Origin of the sequence: Roseateles noduli, from assembly GCF_050626985.1 — a bacterium.
Taxonomy (GTDB): domain Bacteria; phylum Pseudomonadota; class Gammaproteobacteria; order Burkholderiales; family Burkholderiaceae_C; genus Roseateles; species Roseateles noduli_A.
Map to the genome: position 1 here is coordinate 3,810,503 of NZ_CP192463.1, position 19,599 is coordinate 3,830,101.

Sequence of the window (19,599 nt, forward strand, 5' to 3'; positions counted from 1 at the left end):
CATGACGCCCGTTCCCCCTGGTCTCGAGACCCTGGACTTCCGCTTCGCCGGCTCGCAGGCCCGGAGCGCCTTCGCGCCGGTGCTGGTCGGCGTGGTCGGCTCCGGCAACCTCGAGGTGATGCTCGAGCCGGAAGCCGGCGGCGACTGCGCGGTCCGCGTCCAGACCTCCGCGCGTGGCTTCGCGCCGATCTGGCAGGCCGTGCTGGACGACTTCCACCGCCGCCACGATCTGGCCGGCGTGCGCGTGTCCATCAACGACATGGGTGCCACCCCGGCAGTCGTCAGCCTGCGGCTCGATCAGGCGGTCCAGGAGTTGCAGCCATGACGATCACCTCGGATTCCGCTTCCCCCGCCGGCACCACAACCGCGGCAGCGGTTGCGACCCCCACTGCTGCTCCGGCTGCGACGGCCGTGAACGCCGACCCGCACGCGCTCTCCTACGCCGAGTGCTCGGCGCGCGAGCGGCTGGCGCTGCTGCTCGATCCGGGCAGCTTCCATGAATGGCTGCCGCCGCAGGAGCGCGTGATGAGCCCGCACCTCGCGCAGCTCGGCGTGCCCTCGGCCTTCGACGACGGTGTCGCGATCGGACGGGCCGCGCTCGACGGCAGGCCGATCTTCGTGGCGGCGCAGGAAGGCGCCTTCATGGGCGGCGGCGTCGGCGAGGTCCACGGCGCCAAGCTCGTCGGCCTGCTGCGCCGCGCCCAGCGCGACCGCCCCGCCGCCGTGCTGCTGCTGCTCGATTCCGGCGGCGTGCGGCTGCACGAGGCCAACGCCGGCCTGATCGCCGTGTCCGAGGTCATGCGCGCGGTGCTGGACGTGCGCGACGCCGGCATCCCGGTGATCGCGCTGATCGGCGCGGCCAACGGCTGCTTCGGCGGCATGGGCATCGTCGCGCGGTGCACGGACTTCGTCGTCATGAGCGACCTGGGCCGGCTCGCGATGTCCGGCCCGGAGGTCATCGAGGCGTCCAACGGCGTGGAGGAGTTCGACGCCCGCGACCGCGCACTGGTCTGGCGCACCACCGGCGGCAAGCACCGCTGGCTGAGCGGCGACTGCGACGCCCTGGTCGAGGACGACGTCGCCGCCTTCCGCCGGGCGGCGATCGCGGCGATGGACGGGCTGCCGACATCGCGGCCGGTCACGCTCGACGCGTTGGAAGCGGAGCGCGCCCTGCTGGCGCGCCGCCTGGCGCTGCTCGACGATGCCGTCGACGGCGACGACGCGCAGGTGCTGTGGACACGGCTGGGTGTCGAGGGGGCAGCGCGCGTGCCGGACCTGGACGTGGCCGAGGTCATTCCGCTGCGTCCCTCGGCCTCGGGGCCGTTGAACCGTTGAAACGGTCGTGAGGCCGCGTCGCGAGCGCCCGGACACCTGAACGGCTGAACGGCTGAACGGCTGAACGGCTGAAAAGCCTAAAGGCCGAAAGACCGAAAGGCGAAGAGGCTGATCGGCCGAACGACTGAACCCGGTAGGAGACTCGAAGATGGACTGGAACACCTTGGCGACGACGCTGTTCGGATCGGACCGCGGCCTGACCCTGGACGGCGATTTCCTGCACGGCACCGTGGAGTTCGACGGCGAGCCGCTGACCATCGTGGGCACGACGGGCCATGCGGCGATCGGCGTGAAGCTCGCGCTGGCGCAGACGCGCGTCGTGCTGGACACGCTGACCCGGCATCCCGGCCGGCCGATCCTGCTGCTGATCGACACGCAGGGCCAGCAGCTGCGGCGGCGGGACGAGCTGCTCGGCATCAACCGCGCGATGGCGCACCTGGGCATGACGATCGACCTGGCGCGCCGCCGCGGGCATCGCGTGCTGGGGCTGGTCTACGACCAGGCACTGTCGGGCGGCTTCATCACCTCGGGCCTGATCGCCGACGCCTGCGACGCGCTGCCGGAGGCCGAGATCCGCGTGATGCGCATCCCCGCGATGTCGCGCGTGACGAAGCTGCCGGAAGAGATGCTCACCGCGCTGTCCGAGACGAACCCGGTCTTCGCGCCGGGCGTCGACAACTACGTGGCGATGGGCGGCGTGCGCCGCTTGTGGACCGGCGACCTGCGGGCCGCGCTGCGACAAGCGCTGACCGATGCGCCGACCGAGGACCGGCGCGCGGTCGACGGCGCCGAGCGCGGCGGTCGACGGCTCGCCGCCAGCGTGATGCAACGCGTGCTCGACGCCGCCTGATGTTGCCTGACGCCGCTTGAATCCGTTTGGACCTCGAAGTCGCGCAACACCCCCTCGAAGCTGGATCGCTTCTGAACAGAACACCGCCATGACCCGCCTGCACCGCCATCAACTCGTGCATCTGACGCCCGCCGCGTGGGAGCGGCTGCGCGCGATCGCGCACGACGCCACCGAGCGGGAATGCCTGACGCTGTGGGCCGCGCGCGGCCTGCCGCTGGTGGTGACGCAGCAGCGCTGCGACGCGGGCACCGATCCGGCGTGGATCGCCATGGGGCTGTCGGCGCCGCTGCGCTGGGAGTCGCGCCGCATCGGCGTGAGCGTCGCACGCGGCGAGGTGATGTTCTTCGACGAGTTCCCCACCGCGCGCGCCGTCGCCAAGCTGCTGCCCGCGCCGGCCCGCGCCGCGTGGGACGGGCTGTGCCGTGCGACGCACGCCTGCGGTGTGCAGCCGCGCGTCTACGGCAGCTTCGGCTGGCAGGCGCTGTCGGCGATGGGCCACGTGCGGGTCGACTCCGACGCGGACCTGTGGGTCGCCGTCACCGACGCCGAACAGGCCGACCAGGTCGCCGCGCTGCTGGCGGACGCGGCGGTTCCCGGCCTGCGGCTCGACGGCGAGCTGGTCTTCGACGGCGACAACGCCGTGTCCTGGCGCGAATGGCTCACGTGGCGCGCCGGCGGCGTGCGCTCGATCCTGGTGAAGTCCATCGGCGGCAGCCGGCTCGCGACGGCGCTCGGCGAGATCGTCCGCGACGTCAAGGCAGCCGCGTGAGGTCGGGACATGGAAGCGCGACATGAAGGCCGCCCGGTCCAGGAGGACACGATGAACAGGCAGGTCCTGGCCCACGGCTCCGCGTGGCACAGCGCGTGGCACAGCGTGTGGCGTTCGGACCGTCGCCCCGCGTCTGCCGGGCGAGGGCTGACCGCCAGCGACATCGGGCGCGCCGCCGCGGTCGCGCTGCATGACGAACTGGCGCTATCGCCCAAGCCCGGCCTCGTCACGCTGACGAGCAGCGGCAGCCATCGCGACATGGATGCGCGGACCTTCATGCGCAGCATCTCGTCGCTGCGACGGTACTTCGTCCGCATCGCCCACCTGGGGGCAATGGACGCGGACTTCCCGGCGCTCGAGCGCGCCGGCATCGAGGCCGAGGCCCGGATGCTCGAGGCGACGGGCGGCATCAACACGCACCGCGGCGCGATCTTCCTGCTGGGGCTGCTGTGCGCGTCCGCCGGCGCCGTCGTCGCCGGTCATCGGCGACTGACGCCCGAGACGATTCGCACGACGCTGATCGAGCGATGGGGCGCAGCGCTGGCACAGCGCGCGCTGCGGCCTTCGACCTTGCCGGGCGGCACCGCGGCACGGCAGCTCGGGCTGCGCAGCGCCTCCGAGGAGGCCGCGCTCGGCTTCCCCGCGGTCTTCGAGACCGCCGTGCCCGCGATGCGGTCCGCCGTCGCGCGCGGACTCCCGCGCGAGCGCGCACAGCTCGACACGCTCTTCCACCTGATGGCGACGCTGGACGACAGCAACCTCGCGCATCGCGGCGGGCTGGACGGCCTGCGCTTCGCGCAGCGCGCCGCGCGCGGGTTCCTCGACCAGGGCGGCGCCTCGGCACCGGACGCGCTCGCCCGCGCCGATGCGATCGCCACCGACTTCGAGGCCCGCCGGCTCTCCCCCGGCGGTGCCGCCGACATGCTGGCCGCCGTATGCTGGATGCGGCGCCTCGGTGCGATCGACGCCGCCGTGGCACTCGCCCCGATCGACGCGCTCCACGCAGTCGACACACTCGGCGCACTCGGCGAACTCGGCGCACTCGACTCGCCCGTACTCGTGCCCTCGCCGTGAGCGTCGCCATCGTCTTCAGCGGTCAGGGGAACCAGCATCCCGCGATGCTGCCGTGGCTGGGTGACGATGCATCGCCGTCCACCATGGCGCTGCTATCCGTCATGCGCGAGACCTTGGACGTCGCGGATTGGCGAGCGGCGCTCGCCGATTCCGCATGGGCGCGCAAGAACGCGAATGCGCAGGTGCTGATCACCACGACCGCGTTGGCCGCGTGGTCACAGATCGCGCCGCGGCTGGTGTCCGCTTCGATCGAGATCGATGGCGTCGCCGGCTACAGCGTCGGCGAGCTCGCCGCCTGCGCGGCGGTCGGCGTGCTCGACGCTGACGATGCGATCCGGCTCGCCGTTCAACGCGCGGCGTTCATGGACGACGCGAGCCGGGCGCGCCCAGGTGGCCTTTGCGGCGTGACCGGCCTCGCGGCGACCGAAGTCGATGCCCTTCTGGTCGAAACGTCCGTGAGCATCGCGATCCGCAACGGCGACGACTCCGTGGTGATCGGTGGGCCGCTGGGCGACGAGTCGCTGGATGCCGCCGAAGCGGCGCTGGCCGCACGTGGTGCGCGTTGCACGCGACTCGCCGTCTCAGTCGCGTCGCACACGTCGCTGATGCGATCCGCGGCGAGAGCGTTCGGCACGGCGCTATCGAAGACCGATGTGCGCGATCCGACGCTCGCGCTCTTCGACAGCGACGCCAACCGCGTCTGGACCGCCGACCAGGCGCGCGCCGGCCTCGCCCGCCAGATCGCCCACACGGTGCAGTGGGACGAGGTCATGGATCAGCTCGCCGCGCGCGGGCCGTCCTGCGTACTGGAGATCGGCGGCGGCCAAGCGCTGGCGCGGCTCTGGCAGCAGCGGCATCCTTCGATTCCCGCGCGCTCGGCCGACGAGTTCCGCACGCTCGACGGCGTGCTCGCCTGGATCGAGCGTTCCGCGCCGTGAGGCGCGCGGCGCGGGTTCTCCCTCGATCGTTGCGGCGCGCGTAACGGTCCGCGCGCGAGCTTGATTGAAGCGCCGTCGCGCGGTCGATACCGTGCGTTCCATCGAGAAACGATGCGGCCGGCGCCCGACATGCCGGACCGTCACAACAGGAGACAGCGATGAGCATTCACTGGATGTCGATCCTTCCACTCGTGGCCATGTTCATCGTGGCCACGGCCCTGCCCATCAACATGGGGGTGCTGGCCTTCGTCGGCGCGTTCCTCGTCGGCACGCTGGTGGCCGGCATGAGCGCCAAGGCCATCATGGCCGGCTTCCCCGCGGAGCTGTTCCTGACGCTGGCGGGCATCACCTACCTCTTCGCGCTGGCGCAGAACAACGGCACCATCGACTGGCTGGTGCGGCTCGCCGTGCGGGCCGTGCGGGGCCGCATCGCGGCGATCCCGTGGATCATGTTCCTGGTCGCGGCGCTGCTGACCTCGGTCGGCGCGGTCAGCCCGGCGGCGGTCGCGATCATCGCGCCCATCGCCCTGGGCTTCGCCGCGCGCCACGGCATCAACCCGCTGATGATGGGCCTGATGGTGATCCACGGCGCGCAGGCGGGCGGCTTCTCGCCGATGAGCATCTACGGCGGCATCACCAACAAGATCGTCGCCAAGGCCGGTCTGCCCCTGAGCGAGATCACGACGATGCTGGCGAGCTTCGGCGTCAACTTCGCGGTGTCGCTGGGGCTCTTCATCGCGCTCGGCGGGCTGCAGCTGATCCGGCGCGGCCGGGTCGCGGATGACGGGGAGCTCGCGCCTATCCCGCCGGTCGCGCGCGCCCAGGGCGGCCCGCAGGTCTTCGGCGATGCGGAGGCGGCTTCCTACGGCGAGGGTCGCCGCGTCGCGTCGAGCAAGTCCTCGATGCTGGGCCAGGTTCAGACGCAGACCTTCAAGACGACCGGTCCGCACCAGGTGATCACGGCGCTGGGCCTGCTGCTGCTGGCGGTGCTGACGCTGGGCTACAAGCTGGACATCGGTTTCGTGTCGATCACGATCGGTCTGGTCCTGAGCCTGATGCAGCCGCGGCTGCAGAAGAGTGCGCTGGGCCAGGTGTCGTGGCCGGAGATCATGCTGATCGTCGGCGTGAGCACGTATGTGGGCGTGATGGAGAAGATGGGCACGATCGAGTACGTGGGCCACAGCGTCGCGAATCTGACGTCGCCGATGATGGCGGCACTGCTGCTGTGTTTCGTCGGCGCGGTGGTCTCGGCTTTCGCATCGTCGACGGCGGTGCTGGGCTCGCTGATTCCATTGGGTGTGCCCTTCCTGACGGGCGACAACTCGACGATGGCGATCGGCTTCATCGCTGCGATGGCGGTGTCCTCGACGATCGTGGACGTGAGTCCGTTCTCCACGAACGGTGCCCTGGTGCTGGCCAATGCCAAGGGCATGGACCGCGACCGCTTCTTCCGCCTGCTGCTGCTCTACGGTGCCGCGGTGACGGTCATCGCCCCGGTGGTGGTCTGGTTCCTCTTCGTGGTGCTGTGATGTTTCGAAGAGCTTGGCCGGAGCCGGCGGCGAAGCCGAGCGTTCCAGAACTGACTTGAGCGCCGTCTGCCTGAGCGAAGAGAGCCGAAGGCGAGCGGAGCGAGTTGGCGCGCCAAGCGAGGCGTGAGCCGCCGGCTCCGGCCAAGCTCGTCCGCTGCGGTCTCAAGCGTCCACGTACGCTGCCGCGATCATCTCGCCCGCGTTGATGGGTGAAGGCTCATCAACGCGCGGCGTGTAGATCATTTCGCCGATGCGGATGGTGGAGCCGGTGAGCACGCAGATGCCGTCGCGCTTGGACGGCACCATGTCCCAGATCTGATAGCCGTAATGGCAGGCGCCTGGATCGGACCAGGAGATGGCGGCGGTGCGTGGTGTCGGCCGATCGAGCACGTGGATGGTGGGGGCTGCCTTCACGTGTCGAGCGACTGCGGGTTGCGGCGCATGGGGCACGCCGCCGTTGCCGAGCCACGCCACTGTGCGCAGCCAACCGTCCCGGGACGGATCGCTCGCGAGATCCCTATACATGCGACACCGCCTTTCTCATCCGCCGACAATCCGGCGTGAAAGCCTGAAATAATTCAACGCGTGATGAATATAACAAAGGCGGCCCTCCCGATGAACAAGACCCCGAAGGCGGCCAGGGCGCCACGGCGCCGCGGGCGGCCGAGCGCGGACTGTGCGCAAGGCGCGGACAACCTGCTGCGCACGGCGCGGCGGATTTTCGCGCTGCGGGGGTACGAAGCCGCCAGCGTGCGCGAGATCGCGCGCCAGGCCGATGTGGACCCGGCGCTGATCGCGCATCACTTCGGGTCGAAGGAGGCGCTGTGGCTGGCGGTCGTCGAGCAGATCAGGGTGCTGATGGACCCGATGCTGCGGACGGCCGCGGACCTGCGCAGCGATGTCGCGCTGGGGCCGCGGCAACGCGTCGAGCACTGCATGCTGTCGTTCATCGACCGCGTGTTCGAACATCCCGACATCGGCATCTTCTTCTCCACCGCCGCGACCGAGGAAGGCGAGCGCCTCAACGTGCTGGTCGACACGATCGTGCGGCCCTTCCACGATGTCTGCCTGCCGCTGTTCAGCGACGCGATGGACGCCGGCGAGCTGCACCGCTGCGAGCCGGCGCTGCTGTTCTCGGTGCTGATGAACGGCATCAGCAAGACGGTGGCCTACGCGCATGTGATGCGCGCCGTGTCGACGCTGCCCGATGACCCGGCGCGTTTCAAGCGCGAGCTCACGGGCATCACGCTGCATTTGTTGCGCTGAGCATCGGATCGTCTTTCCTTCCCGGGCGGGATACACAGGCATACGAAAGCCGTATCGCGGATCGACGGGTCCCCGAAGAATCCGCTCCATCGCAGCATTCCGCTGCCAGCCTGGAAAGGATTCCCCATGCGACCGACCACCCGACGTTCCCTCTTCCCGTTGCTGCTCGCCGGCGCTTCCGCCGTGGCGGCGGTGGCGTTCTCGCTGCCGCCGATGACCTCCGACGCGGCGGCGGCGTCGCTCTTCGGCAGCACCGGCATGGCCGGCAAACCCGCGCCCGCCTTCACCGGCATCGACAACTGGATCAACAGCCCGCCGCTGAAGATCGACGAACTGCGCGGCAAGGTCGTGCTGGTGGACTTCTGGACCTACACCTGCATCAACTGCCTGAACCAGCTGCCCTACGTGAAAGCGTGGCACGAGAAGTACAAGGACCAGGGCCTGGTGGTCGTCGGCGTGCATTCGCCGGAGTACGAGGAGGAGCGCTCCACCGCCGGCCTCAAGGACGCGATCGCGCGCCTGGGCATCCGCCACGCCGTCGCGCAGGACAACGACTTCAAGACGTGGAAGAGCTACAACAACCGCTACTGGCCGGCGATCTACCTCATCGACAAGCAGGGGAAGATCGTCTACTCGCACTTCGGCGAGGGCCAGTACCAGCAGACCGAAGCGCAGATCCAGGCGCTGCTCAAGCAAGCTTCGTGATCGGGCGCGCGGTGCCGGAAGGTGGCGAATCCAGGCGCAAGGCACAGCCGTAGCAGCGCTACGGCGAGCATGTGCAAGGACGAGTCGCCGCCTTCCGGCGCCGCGCTCAGTCGCGGCCTTCGACGGCCATCGACAAGACGTAGCCCTCGCTGCGGACGGTCTTGAGGTACTTCGGCTCGCGCGCATCGTCGCGCAGCCGCTGCCGGATGCGGCTCACGAGCAGATCGATGGAGCGTTCGAAGAGCTCCGCCTCGCGCCCCTGCGTGAGGCTCAGCAGCTGATCGCGGCTCAGCACCCGCTGCGGATGGTCGAGGAAGACGCGCAGCAGCCGGTACTCCGCGCCGCTGAGCGGCACCACCGTGCCCTGCTGGTCGATCAGGTGACGCTCGATCGTGTCGAGCACCCACTCGCCGAAGGCCAGCCGCGGCGACTCGTCCGTCGAGCGCATGTTGGGCGGCAGCATCCGCGCGCGCCGCAGCACCGACTTGATCCGGGCCAGCAGCTCGCGCGCCGCGAAGGGCTTGGCGAGATAGTCGTCGGCCCCCATCTCCAGCCCGAGGATCCGGTCCGCCTCGTCGCCGCGCGCGGTCAGCATGATGACCGGCGTCGCCTTGTGCTTGCCCGCGCGCAGGTCGCGGCACAGCGACAGGCCGTCCTCGCCCGGCAGCATCAGGTCCAGGATCACCAGGTCCACCGGCGTGCCGGTCTCCATCGCAATGCGCATGTGCCGGCCCGTCGGCACGGCCGTCACCTTCAGGCCGTTGCGGGTCAGGTAGGTGGTGAGCAACTCGCGGATCTCGCGGTCGTCGTCGACGATCAACACATGATCCTGGGTGGGGGCGGACGTCTGCATGGGGATTCGGTGGAACGCATCGAACGGGATGAGCCGCAATGTACCGGGCCCGGGGCCGCCGGTGGTACGGCCAGGCAATGTTGTGTCTCCGGTGCGGGACACGGATACACGCCAATACAAAGGCGCCCACAAGCGCGCCGCCCGCGCCTATAACCCTGCCTGCGGGATTCAGCATTTCCACCGCCGCTGGCCCTCACCCCCGCCCTCTCCCGCAAGCGGGAGAGGGAGCAGGAAGGGCCTCTTGCCTTCGCCGTTTCTCCAACGCTTCGGAGATCCTGGTGAACGTCGTCCGCCCAATGTTCTGGAGATCCTCGTGAGCCGCGTCATCGACTACTTCTTCGCCCCGCACAGTCCCTGGACCTACCTCGGTCATGAGCGCTTCGCCGCCATCGCGCGCGACGCGGGGGCCACCGTGCGGCTGATCCCGGTCGACCTGCTCAAGCTGTTCGCCGTCTCCGGCGGACTGCCGCTGCCGCAGCGCCCCGCGCAGCGCCAGGCCTATCGCCTGCTGGAGCTGCGACGCTTCTCGCAGCACCTGGGCATGCCGATGAACGTCGAGCCGGCCTGCTTCCCGGTCGCGCCGCACAAGGCCGCGCGGCTGATCATCGCGGTCGACCAGGCCGACGGCGCGGACGCCGCGATGCGCGTGACCGGCGCGCTGCTGCGCGCGGTCTGGGAGCAACAGCGCGACATCGCCGACGACGCGACGCTGACGGCCATCCTCGCGGAGCAGGGTCTGCCGGCCGAGCGCCTGGCGCGCTCCGCCGAGGACGACATCGGCGCGCAGTACGACGCCAACACGCAGCGCGCCATCGACGCCAGCCTGTTCGGCGCGCCGAGCTACGTCATCGACGGCGAGCTGTTCTGGGGTCAGGACCGCCTGGACTTCGTCGAGCGCGCGCTGGCGGCCGACCGCGCATGAGCACCGTGCCCGCCTCGACACGCGCGCCCGCGCCCGGACCGGCCTCCACGCCGACGCCGAAGCGCCGCTTCGGCCCCCGCACGCTCTTCGCGCGCGTGTTCTGGCTGATGGTGCTCGGCATCGCGATCGCGCAGGCGATGGCCTACGTCGCGATCCGCCAGGAGCGTTCGATGGCGTTGCGGGCGCTGATGATGTCCGGCGTCGAACGCGACATCGCGACCGGCGTCGCCGTGCTGGACCGCCTGCCCGCGGCCGAACGCGGCGCCTGGCTGGACCGGCTCGAGCGCCCGAACTACCGCTTCGCCCTCGCCGACGAGATCGACCCGCAAGCCGGCCCCGTGGAGCGGACCGACTTCAACGGGCCCTTCGTCGACGCGCTGACGCAGGCGATGCAACCCTTCCGCATCGAGCGCGTCGTGCAGCTCGGCGCCAGACGCTATCAACTGCTGGTGCGCCTCAGCGATGGATCGGCGGTGACCGTGCACGCGCGCCGCGTCGACATGCCCGTTCCCGAGTGGGTGATGTGGGTGCTGGGCGCGCAGCTCATCGTGCTGGCGGTGTGCAGCTGGATGGTGGTGCGGCTGGTGACGCGTCCGCTCAAGACACTCGCTTCGGCGGCGGACGACCTCGGTCCGGACCTGTCGCCGCGGCTGATCCCGGAGGAAGGCCCCGCCGAAGTCGCGCACGCCGCGCGTGCCTTCAACGCGATGCAGCAGCGCATCGCCGGCTACACGGCGGAACGGGTGGAGATCCTGGCCGCGATCTCGCATGACCTGCAGACGCCGATCACGCGGATGCGGCTGCGCGCGGACCTGATGAACGACGAGGAACTGCGCGACAAGTTCCGCCATGACCTGAACGCGATGCACCTGCTGGTCCGCGAAGGCGTGACCTATGCGCGCACGCTGCATGGCACCTCCGAAGTGCCCGCCCGCCTGGACGCGGACGCGCTGCTTGCGAGCATCGTCGGCGACTACGAGGACGCCGGCGAAGCGGTGACGCTCAGCGGCGAGGCCGGGGCGCCGATCATGGCGCAGCCGCAGGCGCTCAAGCGCATCCTGGTCAACCTGCTGGACAACGCCCTGGCGTTCGGCGGACAGGCCGAGATCCAGGTCACGCGCAGCGCCGCGCAAGACCCGACCCCTCGCCTGACGATCGCGGTGCTGGACCGGGGTCCCGGGATTCCCGAAGACCAGCTGCAGGCGGTGTTCAAACCCTTCCACCGGCTGGAGACTTCACGCAATCGCGACACAGGCGGCACCGGCCTCGGCCTCGCGATCGCGCTGCAGCTCGCCACCGCCATGGGAGGGAGCTTGTCCCTCCACAACCGGACCGGCGGGGGGCTCGAAGCCCGCCTCACCCTCCCGGCCTCGCTGCCTTGAACACTGTCCACGGCTTCTGTGGACAACTCTGTTGGCTCAACGGGCAGGGATGCTGCAAGCCGTTGATTCGTCACGGAATTCATTGCAGTGCCGCGAAATGAGGCAATGATCCGGACGGGCCATCCGAAGCGCGCTTTGCCCGCCGCCAGACTGTCCCTGCGAACTGTGGACAAGTCTGTTGGCTGCCTCTGCAGGGGCGACGTAAGCCGTTGTTGTAAAAGGGAAAAACTTTCCGTGCTCCAAAACGAGGCACCGTCGAGGCGCGGGCGGTTGGTGACCATCAGCGCTTGACTCGACCGGCCGGCGGGGTGGGCAAACTTCGTTCCCTCGCCGCAGTTGCTCACAGTGCCCACCGGTTGTGCACCGGGCCGTCAGACTGTCCACGGCCTCTGTGGACAAGTCTGTTGGCTGCCCGGGCAAGGATGCTGCAAGTGCTTGTCGTGGCAGGGAAATGCTTGCAATGCTGCGGAATGAGGCAGCTCCCCTCGCTCGCCACCCGTCCCGTTCATGCGCGGGGCCAAGCGCGGGCACTCCACGAGGCAGGGGGCATCCCTCCGGGAACCCCCAGCCTCATTCCGGCCCCAGCGAGGCTCACTGGTCGCGGGCCTTGGGATGCGCTGGAGGTGCGTGGGAGGCGTGGGGGACTTGGGCTGGATGGTGGCTAGACGATTCGGATGCCCAGGTTCGGCAGGCCGTCGATGTGGCAGTCGATGACGTCACCCTTCACGACCGGGCCGACGTTCTCGGGGGTGCCGCTGTAGATGATGTCGCCGGGCTTGAGTTCGAAGGCACGCGACAGCTGCGAGATCTGTTCCGCGACGCTCCAGATCATCTGGCTCAGATCCGCATCCTGCTTGGTCTGGCCGTTGACCTTGAGCCAGATCGCCCCCTTGGACGGGTGACCGCCGAGCCGGGCCACCGGATGGATGGGACCGATCGGCGCCGAGCGGTCAAAGCTCTTGCCGATCTCCCACGGCTTCTTCTGGTCGCCCATGCCGCGCTGCAGGTCGCGGCGCGTCATGTCGAGCCCGATGGCGTAGCCGAAGACGCAGTCGAGCGCCTGCTCCGTCGTGATGTCGCGGCCACCCTTGTTCAGCGCGGCGACCAGTTCGCACTCATAGTGATAGTTCTTCGTCAGCGTCGGATACGGGTGATCGGCGACGGTGCCGGGTGCGACGTTCTGGATCGCATCGGTGGGCTTCTGGAAGAAGAACGGCGGCTCGCGGGTCGGGTCGCTGCCCATCTCACGCGCGTGCGCCGCGTAGTTGCGGCCGATGCAGTAGATGCGGCGCACCGGGAAGCGTTGGTCGCTGCCGACGATGGGGATCGTCGTCTGCGGCACGTCGAACGGCGTCTTCGCCGTCGCGGACGCCGGATCGGCCTGGCCGGGCAGCGCGCAGCCAGCGACGGCGCCGGCAGCCATCGCCGCCGAGGTGTTGAGCAGGGAACGTCGGTCCATCGCGGTCTCCTTCTAGGTTGAGTGCTCCGACGCGGCCCGCCCCTGGCGGACAGCCGCGGCCGATGGAGCGTAGGCGCCGGTCCCCGTCGACGCTTCCGCGTTTCCCCTCGAAGTCGGACGCCGGGGGCGAGACCCGCACGCCGACGTCACCCGCTGCCGCGACGCCTGCCGTCGGCTGTCGCCCGGGCGCCGGTCGGGCGTCAGAGCGACGCCGCTCGCCAGCTCAGACGGCGCTGCCGGTGGCGAGGTCCACGATCAACTGCAGGCTCTTCAGCACCGGCGCGGGATCCTCCGCGTACTGCGCCTGCACGATCGCGCCATCGACCGCCATGGACAGGGCCGCGGCGATCTTCTTCCGCTGCCGCGACGCGGGCAGCAGCGCCGTGATCGCATCGGTCATGTCCTGCTTGTGGCGGCGGGTCACGTCGACAACCTCGGGCAGGCTCGGTCCCATCTCGCCGACGCCGTTCAGGAAGGCGCAGCCGCGGAAGTCGCCGAGCGCCTGTCCGCCGAACCACTCCGACATCGTCGGCACCAGCGCCGCCGCGCCCTTCATCGCGCCGCCGTGGCGTTCCAGCGCGCCGGTGAACCAGTCCATCCATCGCCCGTGTCGCAGCTCGAGGTAGGCCAGGATCAGGTCGTTCTTGCTTGGGAAGTGCCGGTAGAAGGTGACCTTCGTGACGCCCGACGCCGCGATCACGCGGTCGATGCCGGTCGCGCGGATGCCCTCGGCATAGAACAGGTCGTGCGCGGTGCGCAGGATGCGCTCGCGGGCGGGCAGCTCGCCGATATCCACGCTGCGGTCGGTGTCGTTCATCCGATCATTGTAGACAGACCTGTCTACATCCGCCAGAATCGGAACGAGTAGACAGACCTGTCTACATGAGTCGCCCCGACTTTCCACCCATCGACGAGAGGACCTAGACCATGGACACCCGCCCGCCCCTGCCCCCGTTCACCCGCGAGACCGCGATCCAGAAGATCCGCCTGGCCGAAGACGGCTGGAACAGCCGCGACCCGGCGCGCATCGTGCTGGCTTACAGCCCGGACACGCAATGGCGCAACCGGGCGGAGTTCCCGCGCGGCCGCGCCGAGGCGCAGGCCTTGCTGGAACGCAAGTGGGCGCGTGAGCTGGACTACCGCCTGATCAAGGAGCTGTGGGCCTTCGACGGCAACCGCATCGCCGTGCGCTTCGTCTACGAATGGCATGACGACGCCGGCAACTGGTTCCGCAGCCATGGCAATGAGAACTGGGAGTTCGACGCGCAAGGCCTGATGACGCATCGCCACGCGAGCATCAACGACCAGCCGATCAAGGCCGAGGACCGGAAGTTCTTCTGGCCCCAGGGACGGCGTCCGGACGACCATCCCGGGCTGACTGAACTGGGTCTTTGAAATCGGTCAGCGTCCGCCGACTTCCTCCCGCCACGCACTGGGCGAGCGCCCCGTGTGGCGAAGGAAGAAGCGCGTGAAGTAGGCCGCGTCGGCGAAGCCGAGCCCATCGGCGATCTGCCGGACCATCAGGTTCGTGTAGCCGAGCTCGCGCTTGGCTTCGAGCAGCACGCGCTGGTGCAGCACCGCGAGCGCCGAGCACTGCAGGTGCCGGCGGCACAGCCGGTTCAGCTGCGTGGGCGTGATGCCCAGCGGTTCGGCCAGTTCCGCCACCGCGGGCTGACGGCGGTAGTGGCGCTCGACCTGGTCGCGGTAGCGGGTCAGGTGCTGCAACGCGCGTCCTTCACCGGCCGCGTGGTGCATCCCTTCCGCGGCGTCGAAGCGCGCCGCCTGGGTTGCCAGCAGCGCGACCGCATGGTCCAGCGACGGACCGCGCCAGGCGCCGGCGCCGGCGTAGTCCTCGCGCAGGCCGTGGCCGACCGCGAACAGCGCGCGCGTCACGGTCGCGCCGCGATCGAGCGCGACCAGTCGCGGCTCCGACAGGCTGTCCAGCAGTTCGGGCAGGTGGTCGAGCAGGTCCCGCAGGCGGCTCTGGTCCAGCGTGACCACCAGCCCTTCCGTCTCCGGCGCGAAGCGGAAGCCGTGCACAGCCAGCGCCGGCACCCACACCAGCGCCGGTGCGCGCAGCACCCGTTCCTCCTCGTCCATGCGCACGGTCACGCGGCCGCGTTCGATCAGCAGCAGCTGCACCAGCGCGCCATGGCGATGCGGCTGGATTTCCCAATTGTGCAAGCGGCTGCGATCGGCGATCGACTCCAAATGCAACCCGTCCAGCGCCGACGATCGTCCATCCTCGCCGTAGAGCGAATACACGGGCGTCGCCCCCTGTCGACGGGGAGACCGGCGCGGCTTGCTATCGATGATCATGGTTCGGATTGTGCAAGCCGAGGTCGGACTCGTCCATTCACCGTCCTGCGGTCGGCCCGTAGGCTCCGACTCATCGGAGACAACACCACGGCCTCGCCGCAATGCCTCGCAAGAAGGCCTTCGGCGCAGCGCCTCGATCCCATGAAGACCTTACGCACGCAGGTGCTCATCGTCGGCGCCGGACCGTCGGGGCTGCTGCTCGGCCAGTTGCTGCACCGGGCCGGCATCGACACCGTCATCGTCGAACGACAGCGCGGCGACCACGTGCTGTCGCGGATCCGCGCCGGGGTGCTCGAACAAGGCACGGCCGACCTGATGGACGAGGCCGGCGTCGGCGCGCGGATGCATGCGCAGGGGCTGGTGCATGACGGTTTCGAGCTGGCCGTCGACGGCGTGCGCCATCGCATCGACCTGCGCGCGCTCACCGGCGGACGGACCGTGCTGGTCTACGGGCAGACCGAGGTCACCCGCGATCTCATGGAAGCGCGTGCCGAAGCGGGTCTGACCACGCTGTACGAGGCCGCTGAGGTCCGCATCGAAGGTTTCGACTCATCGACACCGCGCGCGTGCTGCTCGATCCACGGCGAGCCGGTCGAGATCACCGCCGACTTCATCGCCGGCTGCGACGGCTTCCATGGCGTCTGCCGCGCAAGCGTTCCGACGGGCGCGATCCAGCTCTACGAAAAGGTCTACCCGTTCGGCTGGCTCGGCCTGCTGAGCGACACGCCGCCGGTGTCTGAGGAACTGATCTACAGCCGCCACGCGCGCGGCTTCAGCCTGTGCAGCATGCGCTCGGCGACGCGCAGCCGCTACTACCTGCAGGTGCCGCTCACCGAGCGCGTCGAGGATTGGAGCGACGCCCGCTTCTGGGACGAACTGCGCGGGCGGCTCGATCCTGAAGCGGCGGAGTCGCTGGTCACCGGTCCATCGCTGGAGAAGAGCATCGCGCCGCTGCGCAGCTTCGTGGCGGAGCCGATGCGCTTCGGCCGGCTGTTCCTCGCGGGCGACGCGGCGCACATCGTGCCGCCGACCGGCGCGAAGGGGCTCAACCTCGCGGCGTCCGACGTGCGCTACCTGTCGCAGGCGCTGATCGAGCACTACCGGGAGCGCAGCGATGCCGGCCTGGATCACTACTCCGCGCGCTGCCTCGCCCGCGTGTGGAAGGCCGAGCGCTTCTCCTGGTGGTTGACCAGCCTGATGCACAACTTCGACCAGGAGCCCGCCTTCCAGGCGAAATTGCAGGCCGCAGAGTTGGACTACGTACTCGGATCCGAAGCCGCGCAGCGAGCGCTCGCCGAGAACTACGTCGGCCTGCCGCTGTAGCCGACGCGGCCCCGATCGGGGTGCATCGCTAGGCGCAAACCGGAGCCATAGCAGCGCTATGGCGAGGATTTGCAACGACGCGAGGCGCCCCGAGCGGGGCCGCGTCGGTCAGTCTTCGATGATGTTGAGGAAGTGGTCGAGAATCACGAAGTGGTCTTCGAAGAGCTGCGACTCCATCGCGGCCAGCTCGTCGCGGTGGAACCAGCGCGCTTCCTTGACGTCGTCGCTGCCGAGGACTTCGGGCAGCGTGCCCATCTCGCCGAACTTGAAGTGGTGCGCCATCGTGATCAGGCGGCCCCGCGCGCTGCGCAGCGGATCCTCGAAGGTCTCGACGCCGTGCAGCGCCGCCAGGATCGACGCCGGCAGCAGCGGGAAGCGCGTCTCCTCGATCAGCTCGCGGATCGCGCAGGCGACCAGCTTCTCGCCGCGGTCGAGGTGGCCGCCGGGCACCGCCCAGAGGTCCTCGCCGAACGGCCCCTTGCGCCGCACCAGCAGCACGTGGTCGCCGACCGTCACCACCGCGTCGCCGGTCATGTAGGCGACCGCCGTGTACTTCTTCCGATAGCTGGCGATGGCCGCATGCTCGGCCTTGCGCCTGCGGTACTCCGGCAGGCGGCTCCAGGCCTGCAGCCACGCCCGCACCGGCGCGCTGACGTAAGGCGTCATCACCGTCAGCGCGGCGTCGGGATCGTCGGCCTCGAAGAAGACCTGGCGCATCGCCGTCGCGTCGACGTCGGCGAGCCGCTCCACCAGCTGCTGCCGCCAGCGCGGGAAATTGTTGAGGTAGTAGCTCGTGTGGTCCTTCTGATGGCCGACCAGCACGATGTCCGCGTCCTCGCCGGCGATGGCGCGCACGCCCATCATCACGGCGGCATTCCAGCGCTTGTCGTCGAAGTAGTCGCGCACCGGCAGCACGTGCAGCCGCTGCTGCTGTTCCGGCGTCAGGTTGGCCAGCAGCATCTGCCGGCGCTCCTCATGGACGAAAGGGTTGCGCGGATCGCGCGCCTTGTAGGAGGAACCCAGCACCGCGATCACCTCGTCGGCGAGGCCGAAGGCCGCCTGGAACAGCGCCTCCTGCCCGAGGTGCACCAGCTGCCAGCGGCCGACGACAACGGCGACGGTCTTGCGAGTCATGAAGGTCCTTCCTGTTCTCAATAGTGCTTCGCCGCGATCGGCAACTGCCGGCCGCTGCCGAAGGCCCGCGCGCGCAGCCGCACGATCGGCGGCGCCTGACGGCGCTTGTATTCGTTGCGGGCGATCATGCCCTTGATCCGGGCGATCAGCGCCTGACCTTCGTCGCTGCCGCGCAGCGCTGCGACCGCGGCCTCCGCGGCGGTGCGTTCGTCGTCGGCCAGCCGTTCGCCTTCGATCAACACCTTCAGCACCTCGTCCAGCACCTCGTAGGGCGGCAGGCTGTCGGTGTCGCGCTGGTCCGGCGCCAGCTCGGCGCTGGGCGGCTTGTCGAGGATCGCCGCCGGGATGATCTCCCGGCCGGCCGTCTCGTTGAGGTGCCGGCTGAGCGCGAAGACCTCCGTCTTGTAGAGGTCGCCGATCAGCCCCAGCCCGCCGTTGGTGTCGCCGTAGAGCGTGCAGTAGCCGACCGCGATCTCGCTCTTGTTGCCGGTCGTCAGCAGCAGATGGCCTTGCGCGTTGGACACGGTCATCAGCAGCGTGCCGCGCACGCGCGCCTGCAGGTTCTCCAGCGCGAGTCCAGAGGGCCGAAGTCCCAACGTGCTGCCCGCCATGGTGTCGCCGACCTGCCGGACGATGTCCTCGATCGGGCAGACGTCCAGCGGGATGCCGAGCGCGTCGCACAAGGCCTTCGAGTCGTCGACACTGCCCGACGACGAGAACCTCGACGGCATCGTGATCGCCGCGACCTTGTCCGCGCCGAGCGCCTCCACCGCGAGCGCCAGCGTCAGCGCCGAGTCGATGCCGCCGGATGAACCGACGACGACGCGATCGAAGCCGCAGCGCCGCGCGTAGTCACGCAGGCCGAGCACGATCTGCCTGCGGTAGAACGCCATCGTGTCGAGCCCGGCGCTGGCTGGTGGCAGCGCACCGCCATCGCGCGAGGAGAAGAGGCCGCGATCCGTCTCGAAGCGCAGCGTGACGATGTGCGACTCGAAGCGCTCGGCCTCGAAGACCACGCCCGGTTCCGGTTCGATCGCAAAGGACGCGCCGTCGTAGACCAGCTGATCATGGCCGCCCACCTGGTTCACGAACACCAGCGGCAGCCGATGCCGCCAGCAGGCGGCGCGGAACACCGCGTGGCGCTGCTCGCGTTTGCCGACGTTGCTCGGGCTCGCGTTGATCGAGACGATCAGGTCCGGCGCCGCATCGGCCAGACGCTGGAAAGGGTTGACCGCATAGTCCTTGCCGTCGTCGTTCCAACCGTCCTCGCAGATCATGAAGCCGACCTGCGTGCTGCCGATCCGCAGCACGCGCGCGACGTCCGGGCCGGGCTCGAAGTGGCGGCGTTCGTCGAAGACGTTGTAGGTCGGCAGCAGCTGCTTGTGACACTCGAGCAGCACCTCGCCGTCGCGGATCACCAGCAGCGAGTTGCGGAAGGCCTTGCCCGCGCCGGGATTGCGCGTCGGCGCGCCGACGACCCAGTGCAGCGATCCGACCTCGCGCGTCGCGGCCAGCAAGGCCGTCATCGCGCGGTCGAGGCGCTGGCGGAAGTCCTCGTCGTCGAGCAGGTCGGCGGGGTAGTAGCCGGTCAGCGAGAGTTCGGGAAAGACGACCAGGTCCGCGCCGTCGTGGCGCGCCTGCCGGGCCGCATCCAGGTGCAGCGCGAGGTTGCCGTCGAGGTCGCCGATCGTCGGGTTGATCTGGGCCAGGGTGATCTTGAGCATGACTTCGCTCCTTGAGG

At 69.5% G+C, this 19,599-nt stretch carries 20 protein-coding genes; 13 read left to right on the forward strand and 7 right to left on the reverse strand.

The annotated features are described in order from the left end of the window. Position 1: 1 nt before the first annotated feature. The 7 genes from mdcC (at position 2) to ACQ4L4_RS16685 (ending at position 6,495) form a co-directional block, all read left to right on the forward strand. Complete coding sequence (gene mdcC, locus ACQ4L4_RS16655; protein ID WP_431100045.1) at positions 2 to 325, forward strand: malonate decarboxylase acyl carrier protein; 324 nt, start codon at positions 2 to 4, stop codon at positions 323 to 325. Further along, positions 322 to 1,335, forward strand: coding sequence for a biotin-independent malonate decarboxylase subunit beta (locus tag ACQ4L4_RS16660; protein ID WP_431100046.1), 1,014 nt, complete (start codon positions 322 to 324; stop codon positions 1,333 to 1,335). Before mdcC ends, ACQ4L4_RS16660 begins: the two co-directional genes overlap by 4 nt. A gap of 148 nt (positions 1,336 to 1,483) precedes the next feature. Further along, entirely contained in the window at positions 1,484 to 2,185 is a 702-nt protein-coding gene (locus tag ACQ4L4_RS16665) for a biotin-independent malonate decarboxylase subunit gamma (RefSeq protein WP_431100047.1), read from the forward strand. A gap of 88 nt (positions 2,186 to 2,273) precedes the next feature. Then, on the forward strand, positions 2,274 to 2,954 hold the full coding sequence (mdcG, locus tag ACQ4L4_RS16670; RefSeq protein ID WP_431100048.1) for a malonate decarboxylase holo-[acyl-carrier-protein] synthase: 681 nt from the start codon (positions 2,274 to 2,276) through the stop codon (positions 2,952 to 2,954). Between the two features lie 51 nt (positions 2,955 to 3,005). Further along, complete coding sequence (gene mdcB, locus ACQ4L4_RS16675; RefSeq protein WP_431100049.1) at positions 3,006 to 4,028, forward strand: triphosphoribosyl-dephospho-CoA synthase MdcB; 1,023 nt, start codon at positions 3,006 to 3,008, stop codon at positions 4,026 to 4,028. Then, on the forward strand, positions 4,025 to 4,966 hold the full coding sequence (locus ACQ4L4_RS16680; RefSeq protein ID WP_431100050.1) for an ACP S-malonyltransferase: 942 nt from the start codon (positions 4,025 to 4,027) through the stop codon (positions 4,964 to 4,966). The genes mdcB and ACQ4L4_RS16680 overlap by 4 nt, the downstream gene beginning before the upstream one ends. A 158-nt stretch (positions 4,967 to 5,124) precedes the next feature. After that, positions 5,125 to 6,495 (forward strand): SLC13 family permease, encoded by a 1,371-nt coding sequence (locus ACQ4L4_RS16685; protein ID WP_431100051.1) that lies wholly within the window; start codon positions 5,125 to 5,127, stop codon positions 6,493 to 6,495. A gap of 162 nt (positions 6,496 to 6,657) precedes the next feature. Here ACQ4L4_RS16685 and ACQ4L4_RS16690 read toward each other — a convergent pair whose 3' ends face one another. Beyond that, a complete protein-coding gene (locus ACQ4L4_RS16690; protein ID WP_431100052.1) occupies positions 6,658 to 7,020 on the reverse strand; it encodes a DUF3331 domain-containing protein in 363 nt (120 codons plus the stop codon). Between the two features lie 90 nt (positions 7,021 to 7,110). On the opposite strand from ACQ4L4_RS16690, the gene ACQ4L4_RS16695 reads away from it, so the two are divergent. Both ACQ4L4_RS16695 and ACQ4L4_RS16700 read left to right on the forward strand, forming a co-directional pair. After that, a complete protein-coding gene (locus ACQ4L4_RS16695; RefSeq protein ID WP_431100053.1) occupies positions 7,111 to 7,761 on the forward strand; it encodes a TetR/AcrR family transcriptional regulator in 651 nt (216 codons plus the stop codon). 126 nt (positions 7,762 to 7,887) lie between these two features. Next, positions 7,888 to 8,466 (forward strand): thioredoxin family protein, encoded by a 579-nt coding sequence (locus ACQ4L4_RS16700; RefSeq protein ID WP_431100055.1) that lies wholly within the window; start codon positions 7,888 to 7,890, stop codon positions 8,464 to 8,466. Positions 8,467 to 8,572: 106 nt separating this feature from the next. On the opposite strand, the gene ACQ4L4_RS16705 is transcribed toward ACQ4L4_RS16700, so the two are convergent. After that, the gene (locus tag ACQ4L4_RS16705; RefSeq protein ID WP_377160512.1) at positions 8,573 to 9,319 is read right to left on the reverse strand and encodes a response regulator; all 747 of its coding nucleotides are present in this window, start codon (positions 9,317 to 9,319) and stop codon (positions 8,573 to 8,575) included. A 313-nt stretch (positions 9,320 to 9,632) separates the two neighbouring features. Here ACQ4L4_RS16705 and ACQ4L4_RS16710 point away from each other — a divergent pair, with 313 nt between their 5' ends. Both ACQ4L4_RS16710 and ACQ4L4_RS16715 read left to right on the forward strand, forming a co-directional pair. Then, a complete protein-coding gene (locus ACQ4L4_RS16710; RefSeq protein ID WP_431100056.1) occupies positions 9,633 to 10,241 on the forward strand; it encodes a 2-hydroxychromene-2-carboxylate isomerase in 609 nt (202 codons plus the stop codon). Continuing rightward, positions 10,238 to 11,623: an ATP-binding protein gene (locus ACQ4L4_RS16715; RefSeq protein WP_431100057.1), complete on the forward strand. Its 1,386-nt coding sequence runs from the start codon at positions 10,238 to 10,240 to the stop codon at positions 11,621 to 11,623. Before ACQ4L4_RS16710 ends, ACQ4L4_RS16715 begins: the two co-directional genes overlap by 4 nt. Before the next feature lie 661 nt (positions 11,624 to 12,284). Here ACQ4L4_RS16715 and ACQ4L4_RS16720 read toward each other — a convergent pair. After that, positions 12,285 to 13,082, reverse strand: a complete 798-nt coding sequence (locus tag ACQ4L4_RS16720; RefSeq protein WP_377160506.1) for a fumarylacetoacetate hydrolase family protein — start codon at positions 13,080 to 13,082, stop codon at positions 12,285 to 12,287. 223 nt (positions 13,083 to 13,305) lie between these two features. Continuing rightward, positions 13,306 to 13,899: a TetR/AcrR family transcriptional regulator gene (locus ACQ4L4_RS16725; protein ID WP_431100058.1), complete on the reverse strand. Its 594-nt coding sequence runs from the start codon at positions 13,897 to 13,899 to the stop codon at positions 13,306 to 13,308. A 110-nt stretch (positions 13,900 to 14,009) separates the two neighbouring features. Here ACQ4L4_RS16725 and ACQ4L4_RS16730 point away from each other — a divergent pair, with 110 nt between their 5' ends. Then, entirely contained in the window at positions 14,010 to 14,477 is a 468-nt protein-coding gene (locus ACQ4L4_RS16730; protein ID WP_377160502.1) for a DUF1348 family protein, read from the forward strand. Between the two features lie 6 nt (positions 14,478 to 14,483). Here the strand turns inward: ACQ4L4_RS16730 and ACQ4L4_RS16735 are convergent, their stop codons facing one another. Then, the gene (locus ACQ4L4_RS16735; RefSeq protein WP_431100059.1) at positions 14,484 to 15,401 is read right to left on the reverse strand and encodes a helix-turn-helix domain-containing protein; all 918 of its coding nucleotides are present in this window, start codon (positions 15,399 to 15,401) and stop codon (positions 14,484 to 14,486) included. 141 nt (positions 15,402 to 15,542) lie between these two features. Here ACQ4L4_RS16735 and pobA point away from each other — a divergent pair, with 141 nt between their 5' ends. Then, on the forward strand, positions 15,543 to 16,724 hold the full coding sequence (gene pobA, locus ACQ4L4_RS16740) for a 4-hydroxybenzoate 3-monooxygenase (protein ID WP_431100060.1): 1,182 nt from the start codon (positions 15,543 to 15,545) through the stop codon (positions 16,722 to 16,724). Positions 16,725 to 16,832: 108 nt separating this feature from the next. On the opposite strand, the gene ACQ4L4_RS16745 is transcribed toward pobA, so the two are convergent. Both ACQ4L4_RS16745 and ACQ4L4_RS16750 read right to left on the reverse strand, forming a co-directional pair. Further along, positions 16,833 to 17,858 carry an NUDIX domain-containing protein gene (locus ACQ4L4_RS16745; protein WP_431100061.1) on the reverse strand — a complete coding sequence of 342 codons (1,026 nt, stop codon included), beginning with the start codon at positions 17,856 to 17,858 and terminating at the stop codon, positions 16,833 to 16,835. Between the two features lie 17 nt (positions 17,859 to 17,875). Further along, positions 17,876 to 19,582 (reverse strand): NAD+ synthase, encoded by a 1,707-nt coding sequence (locus tag ACQ4L4_RS16750; RefSeq protein WP_431100062.1) that lies wholly within the window; start codon positions 19,580 to 19,582, stop codon positions 17,876 to 17,878. Positions 19,583 to 19,599: the final 17 nt, after the last annotated feature.

Coding starts and splice junctions, on each gene's coding strand:
- ACQ4L4_RS16685 (WP_431100051.1), top strand. CDS start 5,125: ATGAGCATTCACTGGATGTCGATCCTTCCACTCGTGGCCATGTTCATC.
- mdcG (WP_431100048.1), top strand. CDS start 2,274: ATGACCCGCCTGCACCGCCATCAACTCGTGCATCTGACGCCCGCCGCG.
- pobA (WP_431100060.1), top strand. CDS start 15,543: ATGAAGACCTTACGCACGCAGGTGCTCATCGTCGGCGCCGGACCGTCG.
- mdcB (WP_431100049.1), top strand. CDS start 3,006: ATGAACAGGCAGGTCCTGGCCCACGGCTCCGCGTGGCACAGCGCGTGG.
- ACQ4L4_RS16730 (WP_377160502.1), top strand. CDS start 14,010: ATGGACACCCGCCCGCCCCTGCCCCCGTTCACCCGCGAGACCGCGATC.
- ACQ4L4_RS16745 (WP_431100061.1), bottom strand. CDS start 17,858: ATGACTCGCAAGACCGTCGCCGTTGTCGTCGGCCGCTGGCAGCTGGTG.
- ACQ4L4_RS16690 (WP_431100052.1), bottom strand. CDS start 7,020: ATGTATAGGGATCTCGCGAGCGATCCGTCCCGGGACGGTTGGCTGCGC.
- ACQ4L4_RS16720 (WP_377160506.1), bottom strand. CDS start 13,082: ATGGACCGACGTTCCCTGCTCAACACCTCGGCGGCGATGGCTGCCGGC.
- ACQ4L4_RS16705 (WP_377160512.1), bottom strand. CDS start 9,319: ATGCAGACGTCCGCCCCCACCCAGGATCATGTGTTGATCGTCGACGAC.
- ACQ4L4_RS16735 (WP_431100059.1), bottom strand. CDS start 15,401: ATGATCATCGATAGCAAGCCGCGCCGGTCTCCCCGTCGACAGGGGGCG.
- ACQ4L4_RS16715 (WP_431100057.1), top strand. CDS start 10,238: ATGAGCACCGTGCCCGCCTCGACACGCGCGCCCGCGCCCGGACCGGCC.
- ACQ4L4_RS16725 (WP_431100058.1), bottom strand. CDS start 13,899: ATGAACGACACCGACCGCAGCGTGGATATCGGCGAGCTGCCCGCCCGC.
- ACQ4L4_RS16750 (WP_431100062.1), bottom strand. CDS start 19,582: ATGCTCAAGATCACCCTGGCCCAGATCAACCCGACGATCGGCGACCTC.
- mdcC (WP_431100045.1), top strand. CDS start 2: ATGACGCCCGTTCCCCCTGGTCTCGAGACCCTGGACTTCCGCTTCGCC.
- ACQ4L4_RS16660 (WP_431100046.1), top strand. CDS start 322: ATGACGATCACCTCGGATTCCGCTTCCCCCGCCGGCACCACAACCGCG.
- ACQ4L4_RS16695 (WP_431100053.1), top strand. CDS start 7,111: ATGAACAAGACCCCGAAGGCGGCCAGGGCGCCACGGCGCCGCGGGCGG.
- ACQ4L4_RS16665 (WP_431100047.1), top strand. CDS start 1,484: ATGGACTGGAACACCTTGGCGACGACGCTGTTCGGATCGGACCGCGGC.
- ACQ4L4_RS16700 (WP_431100055.1), top strand. CDS start 7,888: ATGCGACCGACCACCCGACGTTCCCTCTTCCCGTTGCTGCTCGCCGGC.